This window comes from Kitasatospora sp. NPDC058965 (genome assembly GCF_042741245.1).
Taxonomy (GTDB): Bacteria; Actinomycetota; Actinomycetes; order Streptomycetales; family Streptomycetaceae; genus Kitasatospora.
On the sequence record NZ_JBHYKG010000217.1, the window covers coordinates 1 to 14,579 of the forward strand.

Below are 14,579 nucleotides of genomic sequence, written 5' to 3' on the forward strand. Positions count from 1 at the left end.
GGTCCAGGAGGGGCTGACGTACGTCAAGGCGCCCATGGTGGGCACCTTCTACCACGCCGGCTCGCCGGACGCGCCGCCGTTCGTCAAGGTCGGCGACGTGGTCCGCAGCGGCCAGCCGGTCGGGGTGCTGGAGGCGATGAAGATGATGAACACCATCGAGGCGCACTCCGACGGGCGGGTGGTCGAGCTGCTCGCGCCGAACGCGCACCCGGTGGAGTTCGACCAGCGCCTGATCGCGCTGGAGCCCGCGGCCGAGGCCCGGTAGGGCCGGTCGTGACGAACCCTCCGTTCTCCACCGTGCTGATCGCCAACCGGGGCGAGATCGCCCTGCGGGTGGCCCGCGCCTGCCGCGAACTCGGCATCCGCACCGTGGCCGTGTATTCCACCGCCGACCGCGACTCGGCCGTGGTCCGGTTCGCGGACCGCAGCGTCCACATCGGACCGGCCCCCGCGAAGGCCAGCTACCTCAACGTGCCGGCGATCGTCGAGGCCGCCCAGCAGACCGGCGCGCAGGCCGTCCACCCCGGCTACGGCTTCCTCTCCGAGGACCCGGACTTCGCGGAGATCTGCGAGGCGCACGGCCTGGTCTTCATCGGCCCGCCGCCCCGGGTGATGCAGCAGCTCGGCGACAAGGCCGTGGCCCGCACCCTGATGGCGGAGGCGGGGCTTCCCGTGCTGCCCGGCAGCACGGGGGCGCTGGGGTCCCCGGCCGAGGCCGAGGCGCTCGCCCGGCAGGTCGGCTTCCCGGTGATCCTCAAGGCGGTCGCCGGCGGCGGCGGACGCGGCATGGCCGTGGTCCGCGCCGGCGACGACCTGCGGCTGGCCTACCACCGGACCCGCGCGCACGCCCGCGCGGTCTTCGGCGACGAGCGGCTCTACCTCGAACGCTTCGTCGAGGACGCCCGGCACGTCGAGGTGCAGGTGCTCTGCGACCGGCACGGCACCGTGGTGCACCTGGGCGAGCGGGACTGCTCGGTGCAGCGGCGGCACCAGAAGCTGGTCGAGGAGTCGCCGGCCCCGAACCTGTCGCCCCGGATGCGCGAGGCGATGTGCGCGGCGGCGGTCCGCGGCGCCGCCGCGGTGGGCTTCGTCGGCGCCGGGACCTTCGAGTTCGTGGTGACCCCGGGCGGCGAGTACTACCTGATGGAGGTCAACTGCCGCCTCCAGGTGGAGCACCCGGTCACCGAGTGGGTCACCGGGTTCGACCTGGTCCGCGAGCAGATCACCGTCGCCGCGGGCGCGCCGCTGTCGGTCTCGCAGGCCGACCTGGTGCCGCGCGGGGTGGCGCTGGAGTGCCGGGTCAACGCCGAGGACCCGGAGCGGGACTTCACGCCCGCGCCGGGGACGCTGACCGAGTTCGTGCCGCCGGGCGGACCGTTCGTCCGGGTCGACACGCACGCCTTCACGGGCTGGCGGATCGGGCCCGACTACGACTCGCTGCTCGCCAAGGTGGCCGTCTGGGCGCCGGACCGCGCGCAGGCCATCGCCCGGATGCAGCGGGCCCTCGGCGAGTTCCGGGTGGACGGGCCGGGCGTGCGGACCACCGCGGGCTTCCTGGGCGAGGTGCTCGACCACCCGCTGTTCCGGGCCGGCGGGCACACCACCGGGCTGGTCGCGACCATGCGCGAACCGGCCCGGGTGGCGAACTGACCGCGGGTCAACGGACCACGGCCTCGAAGGCGTGCAGGTAGGAGTTGACCGGCCGGACCTCCTTGAGTTCCAGACCGGCCTGCGCCAGCAGGCCGGTCAGGCTCTCCTCGGAGTGCTTGGCCCCGCCGACGTTGAGCAGCAGGAGCAGGTCCATGGCGGTGGTGAAGCGCATCGAGGGGCTGTCGTCGACCAGGTTCTCGACCACCACCACCCGCGCGCCCGGCCCGCCGGCGGCGACCACTGCGCGCAGCAGGCGGCGGCTGCTCCCGTCGTCCCACTCCAGGATGTTCTTGATGATGTAGAGGTCGGCCCGGACCGGGATCCCGTCCCGGCAGTCGCCGGCGACCAGGGTCACCCGGTCGGCCAGCGGGCCGCCGTCGCGCAGCCGCGGATCGGCGTTCGCGACCACCGCGGGCAGGTCCAGCAGGGTGCCGGTCAGCCGCGGGTGCTTCTCCAGCAGGGAGGCCAGCACGTGGCCCTGGCCGCCGCCGATGTCCACCACCGAGTCGACCCCGTCGAGGTCGAGGAACTCGGCGAGGTCGTGCGCGGACTGCCGGCTGGAGGTGGTCATCGCCCGGTCGAACACCCGGGCCGAGTCGCCCGCGTCCGCGTGCAGGTAGCTGAAGAAGTCCTTGCCGTGCAGGTCCTCGAAGACGTGGGTGCCGGAGCGGACGGCGTCGTCCAGCCGCGGCCAGGCCTCCCAGGTCCACGGCTCGGTGCACCAGAGCGCGATGTACCGCAGGCTGCCCGGGGTGTCCTCGCGCAGCAGCCGCGACATCGGGGTGTGGGCGTAGCGGCCGTCCGGGGTCTGGGCGAAGACCTCGTAGCAGGACAGTGCGCGCAGCAGCCGGGCGACCGGGCCCGGCTCGGCGCCCACCGCGGCCGCCAGCTCCTCGGCCGTCAGGGGCGTGTCGTCGAGCGCGTCGGGCAGGCGCAGCCGCACCGCCGCCCGGACGGCGGCGGCGCGGGCCGCGCCGAAGACGAGTTCCCGCAGCCGGAACGGCGCGTGCGCATCGTCGGTCTGCACGGTGGTCATAGGTCTCTCCCTGGGTGGGGCGTCAGCACCGGCCGGCCGGCTCGGAGGTCCCGCAGCGGTTGGCGGTGAAGGTGTTCCGGCCGGTGTCCCGGTCCGCGAGGTCGGCGGGCCGGTTCCCGGTGGCCACGTTGCCGCTGATGGTGTTGCCGGTGCTCGCGCCGCCGACGAAGCTCGGGAACAGCACGATCCCGCCGGACATCGGTGCGGCGCCGGTGTTCCCGGTGACGTGGTTGTCCGTCACCTCGGTGGACTCGACGCCGGTGAGCACGATGCCGCTGCCCTGCAGGTAAGGGATCCGGCCGTTCGGGGGGCAGTAGGTGTTGTTGCCGTCGACCCGGTTGGCCCGCACGCTCAGCGCGCCGGCCCGCGGCCGGCCGTCGTCGCCCACCACGAAGACGCCGGTGCAGTTGCCGGTGATCGTGTTGTGCTCGACGCTCAGGTTCCGCAGCCGGCGCACCACCGTGCCGATCCGGTTGTCGGTGAGCCGGTTGCCGGAGACCAGCGTTCCCCCGGTGTCGACGGCCCCGCCCTTGCCGTTGACGATGTTGGCCAGGAAGATCCCGGCCTCGCCGTTGCGCCGGGCCTCGTTGTCCAGGAACCGGCCGCGGACCGACTTCTCCTGACTGACCCCCTCCTGGCCGTTGTCCTCGGTCAGCACGTGACGGACGGTCAGCCCGTCGGTCCCGGTGGCCGCGATGCCGTCCTTGGCGAAGTTCGCGACGGCGAGCGACTCGATGCTCACCCCGGTGACGGGGTGGTCGGCCGTTCCGGTGACGCAGATGCCGTCGCCCGCCTTGGCGCACGCCTGGTCCCCGGGCGCGTTCTGCCGGGTGAGCACGGTCTTCGCACCCGCCCCGCGCAGGGTGAGGCCGGAGACCGAGATCTGGACGCTCTCGTGGTACGTCCCCGGCAGGACCTGCACGGTGCCGCCCGCCCCCGCCCGGTCCACGGCGCGCTGGATCGACTCGCCGGGGTGGACCACCACGACGCCGGCCGCGTGCGCCGGCACCGCGGCGGCGATCGAGGGGAGCAGCAGGCCGGCGACGGCGGCGAGCGTCCGGGGGAGCGCACGGCGGGACATCTGTGAGGACATGAGTCCGAAGCTAACCCCGGCCGTGACACTGCGCCACCGCTCGCTCACTCCTCGCGGCGGGGGCCAGGCACTTGGCTTGCCCGAGCCCTCTCGGTGAGGCTCGTACCACGGGGCCGGTCGCCCGGCTCAGCGCCCCGGGGCGAGCCGGGCCAGCTCGAGGTACTCCGGGTGCTGCTCACCGAGTGCTGCAGCGAGGAGGGCGAGCGCCCGGGTCACCTGCTCCTGCGCCTCGTCGTCCGTACGAGCGAGGGCACCGAGCAGGCGGAGGACCAGTACGTCCGGATGGTCGGCGCCGGCGGTGTCCGCGGCCGCGGCGAGTGCGGTGGCCGAGAGGTCGGCCGCCCGCTGCCGGTCGCCCGCGGCGAGCGCGATCCGGACCAGCACCGTGCCCGCCAGCAGGGCGGTCGGGAGCCCCGCCGTGCCGTCGGTGACGGCGCCGGACCAGACGGGGCCGGCGACCTCGCCCGCCGCGCCCCCTTCGCCGGCGGCGAGGAGGGCGGTGGCCAGGGCGACGGCGGCCCGCTGGGTGATCGGGTGGCCCGCACCGAGGACCTCGACCGCGTCCTGGTGCGCCCGCCGAGCCTGTTCGAGCGCCTCAGCCGTGCGGCCCGCACGGCGGTAACTGGTGGCGAGATTGGTTCGGGTCCAGATGGTGTCCGGGTGCCGCTCCCCGTTGATCCGCTCTCGCCGGGCCAGCACGTCCTCCTCCATCGGGACCGCCAGTGCGGGCAGACCGGCGCGCGAGCGCATGCCGGCGAGGTTCCCACTCATCGTCAGGAGCCGCGGGTCGTCGCGGCCGAGCGCGGCCAGTCGTGCGGCTCGCACCGGTTCGAGCAGGGCCGCCGCGGTGGCGAACCGGCCCGCCAGGTGGGTGGCGGCGGCCAGTTCCGCGCGGGCGGTCTGGCTCTCCGGGTGGTCCGGCCCCCACAGACGCTCACGGATCTCCAGCAGTTCCTGCTGGGTCGTCAGCGCCTCGCCGCTCCGACCGAGCATGCCGAGCAGCCACGCGAGGTTCTCCCGGACGCCGAGGGTGTCCCGGTGCTCCGCGCCGAGCCGCTCGGTGTGTTCGGTGACCACCTGCCGTGTCAGGTCCAGCGCCTCGGCGATCCGGCCGGCTCGGCGCAGCGCCATGGCGTGCTGGTGGCGCAGGTGGAAGCGGACTGCCGCGTCCAGGCCCGCCGCGTCGGCCAGGGCCACCACCTCCGTGAAGTCGGACAGGGCTTCGTCGAACCGGCCGGCGGACGCCAGTTCGACGGCGCGGGCGGCACGGCTGGTCAGGACGGACGGGTGGTCGGGGCCGAGGAGCCGGATGCCGAGTTCCGCGTTGCGGCCGTGCAGTTCGGCGGCCCGCTCGCTGTCGCCGAGGGCGGACAGGCTCTGGGCGAGGTTGTTGCGCGTGAGCACGGTGTCGGGGTGGCCGGCGCCCTGGGCCGCCTCGCGCACCGCCAGGACGTGGCGCTCCATCGCGACGGCCTCGTTCACCCGGTCGGCGTCCCACAGGTACGTTGCGAGGTTGAGCTCGGCCGTCAGGGTGTCCGGGTGCTCCGGTCCGAGCAGCTCCCGCCGGGCGTCGACCACCTCCTGGCCGAGGGCGAGGGCCTCGTCGAACTGTCCGGCACCGCGCAGCATGGCGGAGAGGTTCGCCTTGGCGTTGAGGACGACCGGCGCTCCGGTGTCGCCGAGGGCGGTGCGGCCGGCCAGGACCTCCCGGCCGATCTCGACCGCCTCGGCGGTGCGGCCGGCCACGGCCAGCGCGGCGGCGAGGTTGGCCCGCACGGCGAGCGTGTCGGGTGCCAGCGGCCCGTGCAGTCGTACGCGGGCCCGGGCGATTTCCTCGGTCACCGCGATGGACTCCTCGATCCGGCCGGCCGCGTAGAGGGCGGTGCCGTAGTTGGCCGCGGCCGTGAGCCCTTGCGGGTGGTCGGTGCCGTAGCGCTGCACTGTCCCGGTCAGAGTGGTACGGGCGAGCTCGACCGCCCTCAGGAACTCACCTGCCTCGATCAGCACGGTGGACAGGTCGCTGCGGGCAACCAGGACGGTCGGATGGTCGGAGCCGAACGCGGCCTCGGCGTCGGCCAGCAGGCCCTCCTGGGCCTCGACCGCCTCGACCGTACGGCCCGCCTCGCTCAGTCGCCGGGCCAGGTGGGTGCGCAGCGACAGGACCGTCGGACGGGCGGGCGCACCGGCCGTCGCTACCCGGTCCAGCAACTCCCGGGCCAGCGCGAGGGCTTCGTCGTGGCGGCCGAGCACGGCCAGACCGTCGGAGAGGGTCGCCGCGGCGGTCAGGGTGATCTGGTGGGTGGCACCGAGGACCGCGGCCGCGTCCTCGGTGACGGCCCGGGCTTCGGCCACGGCTTGCGCGGTGTGCCCGGCCTGGCGGAGGGCGACGGCCACGTTGGTCCGGTTGGTGAGCGTGCTGGGGTGGTTGGGGCCGAGCGTCCGCGCCTGGATCTCCAGGACGGCACGGTGCTCGGCGAGGCTGTCGAGAGTGTGGCCGGTGCGGGCCCGCACGACCGCGAGGGACTGGCGGGCCGTCAGGGTGGCGGGGTGCTCGGAGCCCACCCGGGCTGTTTGCAGGCGGACGACATCGGCCAACGCTGCGGCGGCTTCCGCGTCGCGTCCCAGCTCCGACCAGATCAGGGCCAGGTTGTGACGGTTGGCCAGTGTCTCGGGGTGATCCTCGCCGAAGCGTTCCGCGTCCGCGTCGCGCACCTCGTGCAGCAGGGCTTCCGCCTCGGTCAGGCGGCCGTCGTGCTGCCAGGCGGAGGCGAGGTCGGCCCGCACGGTCAGGGTGTCCGGGTGCAGCGGGCCGAGCACCTTCGTGCGCAGCTCCGCCGTGCGCTCCAGCACCGGCAGGGCTTCACCGTTCTGGCCGGCGGCGGTCAGGGTCCTGGCGAACACGGCGGCGCAGTACAGCGTGGTCGGATGCTCCTCTCCCAGGGCAGGGACCGCCGTCGCGTGTGCGCCTGCCGCGAGCACGGCCGCCCGGCCCGGCTCGCCGGCATCGGCCAGGGCCAGGGCGGCCGTCCCCCGGGCGCCCAGGGTTGCGTGGTGGCCGTCGCCCATGGCGGCGGACAGGGCGTTCGCCGATTTGGTGGCCTGCTCGAACGCTTCGTCAGCGCGTCCGCTGCGCAGCGCGGTCGAGGCCACGGTGAGCCGGGTTTCGGCGGTGCCCGGGTGGTCGGGGCCGAGCAGCCGCTCTCGGCGCTGCAGCAGCCGGACTGCGGCTGCGTGGGCGGTCAGGGTGTCCTCGGTCTGCAGGAAGCGGGTGAGCAGCGCAGCTCCCTCCACCTGCAACTCGTCGTCCAGTCCGAGCCCGCCGGAGAGGGCTGCCTGGGCCAGGACCGCCTGCTCGTGGTCGGCCGCCGCGGCCAGGCGGCCGCGGGACCGTTCGGCCTCGGCGGCAGCCAGCCGGGCCATCAGGGTGACCCGGTGCGCCGGGCCGAGCTGCGCGAGTGCGTCGGCGACCAGGGGGCCGGTCAGGTCCGCGGCCGTGTCGAAGCGGCCGGCTGCGGTGTGGGCCTGGACCACGACCAGGCGGGCGGACAGGTGCGGCTCGGACCGCGCTCCCGTGGTGCGCAGCGCGCGGTCGGCCGCGTCCTGAGCGAGGGTCAGCCCGCCCGCGAGGTCACCGGTGGCAACCAGGACCTCGGCCCGGCCGGTGAGGGCTGCGACCGTGTCCGGCGCATCGGGCCCGAGCAGGCGGGCGGTGGTGGCGGCGTGGTCGGTCCAGAGGCGGAGCGCGTCCCGGAGCAGTCCGGCGGCGCCGGTGCTGCGGGCGTGGCGGTCCAGCAGGCGGGGGCCGTCCGGGGCGCTGTACAGCCGGTCGCCGAGGTTCCTGTGCAGGGTGCGCGCGTTGGCGCGCAGGGTCTCCTCCAGGTCGGTGTCGGTGTAGTCGTGCTCCGGCCACAGCCCGAACAGGGCGGTGGCCGCGCAGTCGGCCCAGCGGGCGAGCTGGTCGGGCCGGAGGGTGTCGCGGGCGGCGCGCGCGGTGAGGGCGTGCAACTGGACGGCCCGGGGTTGCTCGCCCCGGCCGTGGGTGATCAGCCCGTACTCGTGCAGGATCCGCAGGGACGCGTCGCCGACGCCGCGGCGGCCCACGCCTTGGTAGTCCTCCGCCCCCTGACTGGTCAGCAGGTCCCGCACGACCGGTGCCTGCCAGAGGCGTTCGGGGTGACCGCTCGGGTCGAAGAAGGCCGCGAGCTGCAGGGCCGGCTTGGCGGCGCCGGTGGGGCGCCGGAGTTGGGCGGCGTCCAGCGAGAGCAGGAGCGCAGCGGTGAGGCCGGGCCGACCGGCCCCGAGGTCGGGCGTCAACACCTCGTCCAGGCCGGCGGCCCGTTCGCGCAGCGCGACCAGGTACTCGTCGGCGGTCAGCTCCCCCGTGGTCATGACCGCCGCGGCGTACCCGAGGGCGAGCGGGAGGTGGCCGAGTTCCTCGGCGACCTCGGACAGGCCCGGCCGGTGCGCCGCCCCGGCCAGATGAGCGGTCTGTCCGTCGGCCTGCAGGCGCGCGCGTAGGAAGTCGAGCGACTCGGCCGGAGCGAAGCTCCCGATCGGGACGACAGCGCCGAGAAGACCGCCGGTGGAGCCGCCGCGCCGCCGACTGGTGGCGATGACCCGGCGGTTCTCGGCGGTGCTGGACGGCCACCGGCCGGCCAGCAGCTCGGGGTCGGCCAGGTTGTCCAGGACGACCAGGGCGGACGGGCCGGGGGAGCGGAACCAGTCCAGGAATCGTTCGGCCTGGTCCGCCAGGTCGCCGGCCTGCGGGCCGGGCCAGAGCTGCCGGGTGGCCGCGGCGTACGAGGCGGTGAGGGAGGGGCCGTCGGTGGCGTCCGCCCAGAGCACGAAGTGGCGGGCCCCGGTGGCGAGGACCTGGTGCACGTGGGCGGCCACCAGCTGGGACTTGCCGACCCCGCCGGCCCCGCTGACCAGGACGGACCGGTGCTCGTCGAGCGCTGCGGCGAGGCGCCCGGCGGCCTCGGTCCGCGGTTGGAGCGCCGCGTCCGGCGTGGGGACCGGCCCGACCGAGAGAGGCCCGGAGGCGGGCTCGGGTGCGGGGGCGTGGATGTGGACCGCGTGGATGGAGCCGGCCGCGATCCCGTGGTCGGAGGCCGTGACGACGAGGCGTGGCGGCCGGTCCGCATCGACGGGCCGGCTCGCGGGTGCGGTCGGCCCGGGACCGTCCCCCGGCTGCTGCTGGTCCGGAGCGGTCCAGATCGTCACCCCGTTCATCCACAGGGCGGCTGCCGAGTGGTCCGTCGCCGTGATGCTCACCGAGCCGGTGACGGCCGGACCGCCGCCGGACGCCGGCAGGCGCAGCACGAGCGCCTCGACGGCGCCGGCGAAGTCCGGATCGCCCTCGGCGGCGTCCTCCAGGGCGTCCGTGAGTCGGCGGCGGGTCCGCGCCGAAAGCTCGCCCGGCCCGGTCGCCGCCTCCTCGGCGGCCCGCGCCAGCGCAGGATCCGCCCCGAGTCGATGGCTCACCAGGTTGTAGAGGGGGTCTGAGTCAGTGGTCAGTCCCGGGCCCGACCCGGTCCGGCGCACCAGACTCGCGAACAGGTGGCCGACCACGATCTCGAAGCCCGCCATCTGCGCCCCCTCATCGCACTGTGACAGTGCGTCAGACAGTAGCCTCTCAGCCGGTTCCAGCGGGCTGAATCCGGCCGGACGCGGTGCGGGGCAGGTGTCCTGCCGGTCGGTCCTGACGGACGGTCAGTCGGAGTCAGTCGGCCAGGCCTTCCCCGGTGGTCCTCGCACCCTGCGGCCGGCGGCGCGGCAGCGCCCGCCAGAGGCGGCCGCAGGCGATGCCGCCGGCGAGCAGCAGGACCCAGGCCAGCGGCGTCCAGGCGCCGCCGGTGCGGGTCGCCTCGCCCTGGTGGAGGGCGACGGTGACGGAGCTCTGCAGTCCGGTGACGCCGCTCCAGGTGAAGGTGCCGTCGCTGTGCGGGCCGGCGGCGGCGATCGCCTGCTGGTAGGCGTTGGCCGCCTCGTCCAGGAAGAAGTTGAGCACCAGCGGGGTGGTGAACAGGAAGAGCGCCGCGGCCATCCAGGAGTGCCGCGGTCCGGCGCCGAGCTCCGCCTCCAGGTACTCCTGCGCCAGCGCCCGGCTGCCGCCGAGGCGGCGCAGTGCCTGGGTGGTGCCGACCTCCGCGGCGGCGGCCAGCAGGTTGGCGCGGACCTCGCGGCGGCGGGCGATCCGGGTGGCGGAGGGGAGGTCGTACAGGCGCTGGTCGAGCGACCAGACGACCCGTTCGATGCGCAGCCGGTCGAGCCGGGTGACGGTGTGCGGCATGTCAGGAACCCTTCTGCGGTGCGGTGGGCAGGGGGCGGGCCAGGACGGCGTCGACGCCGGCGACGTGCCGGGCCCAGGTGGCGGTGCCGGTGGCCAGCGCTTGGTGACCGGCCTCGGTCAGCCGGTAGTACTTGCGCGCGGGGCCGCTGGCGGAGGCGACCAGCCGGGTGGCCAGCCGCCCCTCGCGTTCGAGCCGCGCGAGGGCGGGATACACCGTGCCCTCCAGGACGTCGGTGAAGCCGGCGGCCTGCAGGCGCTGGGCCACCTCGTAGCCGTACGACTCCTGTTCGGCGAGCAGGTGCAGCAGCAGGAGCGACAGGACGCCCTTGAGGAGTTGCGGGTCATGGCTGGAGGTCACAGGATCCAGACTGTCTCCAGTACTAGGCAATGTCAAGTAGCCGGTTCCGCCGCACCACTGCGCCGCGGCACTGTTCCGCCGGGCGCTCCGGTCGGGTACGTTCCGGCTATGTCGAACTCGTCCTCCCGGCACGATGTCGTGATCGTTGGCGGTGGCCACAACGGCCTGGTGGCAGCGGCCTACCTGGCCCGCGCCGGGTACCGGGTGCTGGTGCTCGAACGGCTGGCCCAGGTCGGCGGGGCCGCGGTCTCGGCCGAGGCGTTCGCCGGGGTGGACGTGCGGCTGTCGCGGTACTCGTACCTGGTGAGCCTGCTGCCGCGGAAGGTGGTCCGCGAGCTCGGGCTGCGGGTGGAGCTGCGGCGGCGCCGGATCGCCTCGTACACGCCCGCCGTCCGGGACGGCAGGCCCACCGGTCTGCTGGTGGACGCGGGCGACGAGGGCCGCACCCGGGAGTCGTTCCGGGCGCTGACCGGCTCCGACCGGGAGTGGCAGGCGTGGCGGCGGTTCTACGGGACGACGGCGGACGTCGCCCGGCGGGTGTTCCCGACCCTCACCCAGCCGCTGCCCGCGCGCGACGAGTTGCGCCGCCTGGTCGGGGACGCGGCGGCCTGGTCGGCCCTGTTCGAGCGGCCGCTCGGCGAGACGATCGAGGCGGAGTTCGCGGACGACCTGGTGCGCGGCGTGGTGCTGACCGACGCGCTGATCGGCACCCTCGCCGACGCCCACGACCCCGAGCTGCGGCAGAACCGCTGCTTCCTCTACCACGTGATCGGCAACGGCACCGGCGACTGGGACGTGCCGGTGGGCGGCATGGGCGCGGTGACGAGCGCCCTGGTGGAAGCCGCGCTGGCGGCCGGCGCGGAGCTGCGGACCGGCTGCGAGGTGACCGCCATCGCCACGGACGGCGTCGGCGACGCCGAGGTCAGCTACCGCGAGGACGACCGCGAGGCGACGGCGGTCGGTCGGCGGGTGCTGGTCAATGCCGCCCCCGCGACCCTGGCCCGCCTGCTGGGCGAGCCGGACCCGGGACCGGCGCCGGAAGGCGCCCAGCTGAAGGTCAACATGGTGCTGCGCCGGCTGCCGCAGCTGCGCGACGGCGCGGTGGATCCGCGCGAGGCGTTCGCCGGGACCTTCCACGTCGCCGAGGGCTACCGGCAGTTGGCGACCGCGCACGCCGAGGCGGCGGCCGGCCGGCTGCCCGCCGCGCCGCCGTCGGAGATCTACTGCCACTCCCTCACCGACCCGTCGATCCTGGGCCCCGAGGCCGCCCGGCAGGGGCTGCACACGCTCACGCTGTTCGGCCTGCACATGCCCGCGCGGCTGTTCGCCGACCCGGCCGCGAAGGAGCGCGCCCTGGCGGCGACCCTGGCCCAGCTCGACGGGGTGCTCGCCGAGCCGATCGCCGACTGCCTGGCCACCGACGCGCAGGGGCGGCCGTGTGTGGAGGCGAGGACGCCGGTGGAACTGGAACGGGAGCTCGGCCTGCCGGGCGGTCACATCTTCCACCGGGACCTGGCGTTCCCGTTCGCCACCGAGGAGCCCGCCGGCGCCGCCGCCCGCTGGGGCGTGGCCACGGCGCACCCCACCGTGCTGCTGTGCGGCGCGGGGGCGGTCCGCGGCGGCGGCGTCAGCGGCATCCCGGGCCACAACGCGGCCCGGGCCGTGCTGGAGGACCTCCCGCGGTAGCGGCGGGAGCAGTGGCTCCAGGAGCGGGCCGGTCGGCCGGGCGCGCCCGGGCCGTCGGTCGGCTGCCGGGCTCCCGGAGATCTGACGGGCCATCAGGACATTTACCGGCTCGCGGACCCTTGCCAGTGTGCAGAGTCTGGTCAATCATGCTTGAAGCTGCGCAGGGTTAATCCTTAGTGAACAGAAATCGGCATCGCGATGTCGCGACTGACCCTGCCCGGGCACCCCACGACGGCCCCCGCCACCGCCCCCACGGTGGCGCCGCCGGTCCGGGCACCGCAGTCGTCCCCCACCCCCGACGGAAAACGGCGCTCCCCATGACCACCTCCGTTCCCCGCAGGTCCCTGCTGCTCTCCGCGACGGCGGTGGTCGCCGCGGCCGTCGTCGGACTGCCGCGGACCCGCACCGCCCTGGCCGCCACGCCGGTGGGCGCCACCGTGCCGAAGGACCCGCGCCTGCAGCCGGTCAAGCACGTGGTCGTCCTGATGCAGGAGAACCGCAGCTTCGACCACTACTACGGCACGCTCCAAGGCGTCCGCGGCTTCGGCGACCACACCGTCGTCGACCTGCCCGGCACCGCCACCGGGCCGTCCAACCGCACTCTGTTCCAGCAGCCGCGCGGCACCGGCTCGATCTTCCCGTGGCCGCTCAGCGCCGCCACCGGCGGCTGGGAGGCCTCGCAGTGCGTGGCGAACGGCGGCGGCCACGCCTGGGACGACCAGCACAGCGCCTGGGACGGCGGCCGGATGGACAACTGGTACGCGGCCAAGAGCAGCACCGGTCTGACCATGGGCTACCTGACCCGCGGCGACCTGCCGTACAACTACGCGCTCGCCGACGCCTACACGATCTGCGACGGCTACCACTGCTCGATCATCTCCAGCACCGGCCCGAACCGGAACTACCTGTGGTCCGGCTCGATCGGCGCCGGGCTGCCCGGCGCCAACGCCGTCCACTACAACGGCGGCGACTTCCGCCGCACCGGTCAGAACTGGCAGACCTACGCCGAGGGCCTGGAGGGCGCCGGCGTGAGCTGGAAGGTCTACCAGGTCTACGACCAGGCCGGGAACCAGAACTACGGCGACAACGCGCTGGAGTACTTCGCCCCCTTCATGACCGCGGACCCCGCCCAGGACGGCCGGGGCAACGCCGCGTTGTGGACCAAGGGCGTGGCCGGCGTGCCCTACGCCGGCGGCGACGTGGCGGACGCGCTGATCGCCCAACTGCACGCCGACGTGGTCGGCGGCACCCTGCCCCAGGTCTCCTGGATCGTCACCGACTACGCCAACTCCGAGCACCCCGAGGCCAGTCCGAGCGTCGGCTCGACCATGGCCAAGCGCGTGCTGGAGGCCCTCGGCGCCGACCAGGGCGTCCTCGACTCCACCGTGTTCATCCTCACCTACGACGAGAACGACGGCTTCTTCGACCACGTTCCGCCGCCGGTCCCGGCGGACCCGAACGACCCCGCCGAGCACGTCTCGGGCGTGCCGATCGGGCTCGGCTTCCGGGTGCCGATGATCATCGTCTCGCCGTGGACCCGGGGCGGCCGGGTCAACTCGCAGATCTTCGACCACACCTCGGTGCTGCGGTTCCTGGAGTCCTGGACCGGCGTCCAGTGCCCGAACATCAGCGCCTGGCGGCGCGCCCTGTGCGGCGACCTGACCTCGGCATTCGACTTCGCCAACCCCGTGTTCGGCCCGCTGCCCGCGCTGCCCGACCCGGTCCCCGCCGGGCACGCGCTCATGACTGCCGCCGCCTGCGGCCGGGCCACCGCCGCCACCCCGCCCGCCGGAAGCGGCACCCGCCCGGTCCAGGAGAGCGGCAACAGGACGGCCTGCCCTCTGCCGTACCAGACCAACGCCTACCTCGACCACTACGCCGGCACCGACCCGACCGGCTCCCAGCAGGCCTGGATCAGCTTCGAGAACCTCGGCGCCCTGGCCACCAACGCCACCCACTTCGCCGCCTACGCCAACGCCTACCGCTCCGGCGGCCCCTGGCAGTACACCGTCGGCGCGAACGCGGCCACCAGCGACTACTTCAACATCGGTGCGGGCTCCGGCGGCGGCAAGTACGACCTCTCCGTCACCGGTCCCAACCGCTTCCTGCGCCGGTTCCGCGGCGACACCGGCGGCGCCAACGGCCGCTACGCCCGGGTGAAGAGCTACTTCGCCCCGAACCTCGACCCGATCGCGCTCTGGTTCCAGCTCTTCAACGACCACCCCACCGACACCGCCACCTTCACCATCACGGCGAACAACTACCGCAGCGGCAGCTGGACCTACGCCGTCGGCCCGGGCGCCTCGTTCGCCGACTACTTCAACCAGACCAGCTACGCGAACAGTTGGTACGACTTCACGATCACGGTCAGCAACGACCCCGGCTGGTCCCAGCGGTTCGTCGGCCACATCGAGACCGGCTCCTTCGGCACCACCGGCTCGGTCGTCTGACCCCGGCGACGGAG

9 protein-coding genes are annotated in these 14,579 nt (G+C 74.5%); 4 read left to right on the plus strand and 5 right to left on the minus strand.

Annotated elements, in window-relative coordinates; translation table 11 throughout:
- A partial coding sequence (locus ACFW1A_RS28425; protein ID WP_380413526.1) for an acetyl-CoA carboxylase biotin carboxyl carrier protein occupies positions 1–265 on the plus strand: 265 nt, incomplete at its 5' end.
- An 8-nt stretch (positions 266–273) separates the two neighbouring features.
- Positions 274–1,650 (plus strand): acetyl/propionyl/methylcrotonyl-CoA carboxylase subunit alpha, encoded by a 1,377-nt coding sequence (locus tag ACFW1A_RS28430; RefSeq protein WP_380413528.1) that lies wholly within the window; start codon positions 274–276, stop codon positions 1,648–1,650.
- Positions 1,651–1,657: 7 nt separating this feature from the next.
- On the opposite strand, the gene ACFW1A_RS28435 is transcribed toward ACFW1A_RS28430, so the two are convergent.
- The 5 genes from ACFW1A_RS28435 to ACFW1A_RS28455 form a co-directional block, all read right to left on the minus strand.
- Entirely contained in the window at positions 1,658–2,686 is a 1,029-nt protein-coding gene (locus ACFW1A_RS28435) for a methyltransferase (RefSeq protein WP_380413530.1), read from the minus strand.
- Between the two features lie 22 nt (positions 2,687–2,708).
- Positions 2,709–3,779 (minus strand): nitrous oxide reductase family maturation protein NosD, encoded by a 1,071-nt coding sequence (locus tag ACFW1A_RS28440; RefSeq protein ID WP_380413532.1) that lies wholly within the window; start codon positions 3,777–3,779, stop codon positions 2,709–2,711.
- Between the two features lie 126 nt (positions 3,780–3,905).
- Positions 3,906–9,368 carry a tetratricopeptide repeat protein gene (locus tag ACFW1A_RS28445; RefSeq protein WP_380413535.1) on the minus strand — a complete coding sequence of 1,821 codons (5,463 nt, stop codon included), beginning with the start codon at positions 9,366–9,368 and terminating at the stop codon, positions 3,906–3,908.
- 133 nt (positions 9,369–9,501) lie between these two features.
- A complete protein-coding gene (locus ACFW1A_RS28450) occupies positions 9,502–10,071 on the minus strand; it encodes a hypothetical protein (protein ID WP_380413537.1) in 570 nt (189 codons plus the stop codon).
- 1 nt (position 10,072) lies between these two features.
- Entirely contained in the window at positions 10,073–10,429 is a 357-nt protein-coding gene (locus ACFW1A_RS28455) for a PadR family transcriptional regulator (protein ID WP_380413539.1), read from the minus strand.
- A gap of 108 nt (positions 10,430–10,537) precedes the next feature.
- On the opposite strand from ACFW1A_RS28455, the gene ACFW1A_RS28460 reads away from it, so the two are divergent.
- Both ACFW1A_RS28460 and ACFW1A_RS28465 read left to right on the plus strand, forming a co-directional pair.
- Positions 10,538–12,115 (plus strand): phytoene desaturase family protein, encoded by a 1,578-nt coding sequence (locus tag ACFW1A_RS28460; RefSeq protein WP_380413541.1) that lies wholly within the window; start codon positions 10,538–10,540, stop codon positions 12,113–12,115.
- Between the two features lie 317 nt (positions 12,116–12,432).
- Complete coding sequence (locus tag ACFW1A_RS28465; protein WP_380413543.1) at positions 12,433–14,565, plus strand: phosphocholine-specific phospholipase C; 2,133 nt, start codon at positions 12,433–12,435, stop codon at positions 14,563–14,565.
- The last annotated feature ends 14 nt before the right edge of the window (positions 14,566–14,579 follow it).

What these genes read in the sequence shown, in the direction of transcription:
- ACFW1A_RS28445 (WP_380413535.1), bottom strand. Translation starts at nt 9,368, where the DNA reads ATGGCGGGCTTCGAGATCGTGGTCGGCCACCTGTTCGCGAGTCTGGTG.
- ACFW1A_RS28435 (WP_380413530.1), bottom strand. Translation starts at nt 2,686, where the DNA reads ATGACCACCGTGCAGACCGACGATGCGCACGCGCCGTTCCGGCTGCGG.
- ACFW1A_RS28460 (WP_380413541.1), top strand. Translation starts at nt 10,538, where the DNA reads ATGTCGAACTCGTCCTCCCGGCACGATGTCGTGATCGTTGGCGGTGGC.
- ACFW1A_RS28440 (WP_380413532.1), bottom strand. Translation starts at nt 3,779, where the DNA reads ATGTCCTCACAGATGTCCCGCCGTGCGCTCCCCCGGACGCTCGCCGCC.
- ACFW1A_RS28450 (WP_380413537.1), bottom strand. Translation starts at nt 10,071, where the DNA reads ATGCCGCACACCGTCACCCGGCTCGACCGGCTGCGCATCGAACGGGTC.
- ACFW1A_RS28465 (WP_380413543.1), top strand. Translation starts at nt 12,433, where the DNA reads ATGACCACCTCCGTTCCCCGCAGGTCCCTGCTGCTCTCCGCGACGGCG.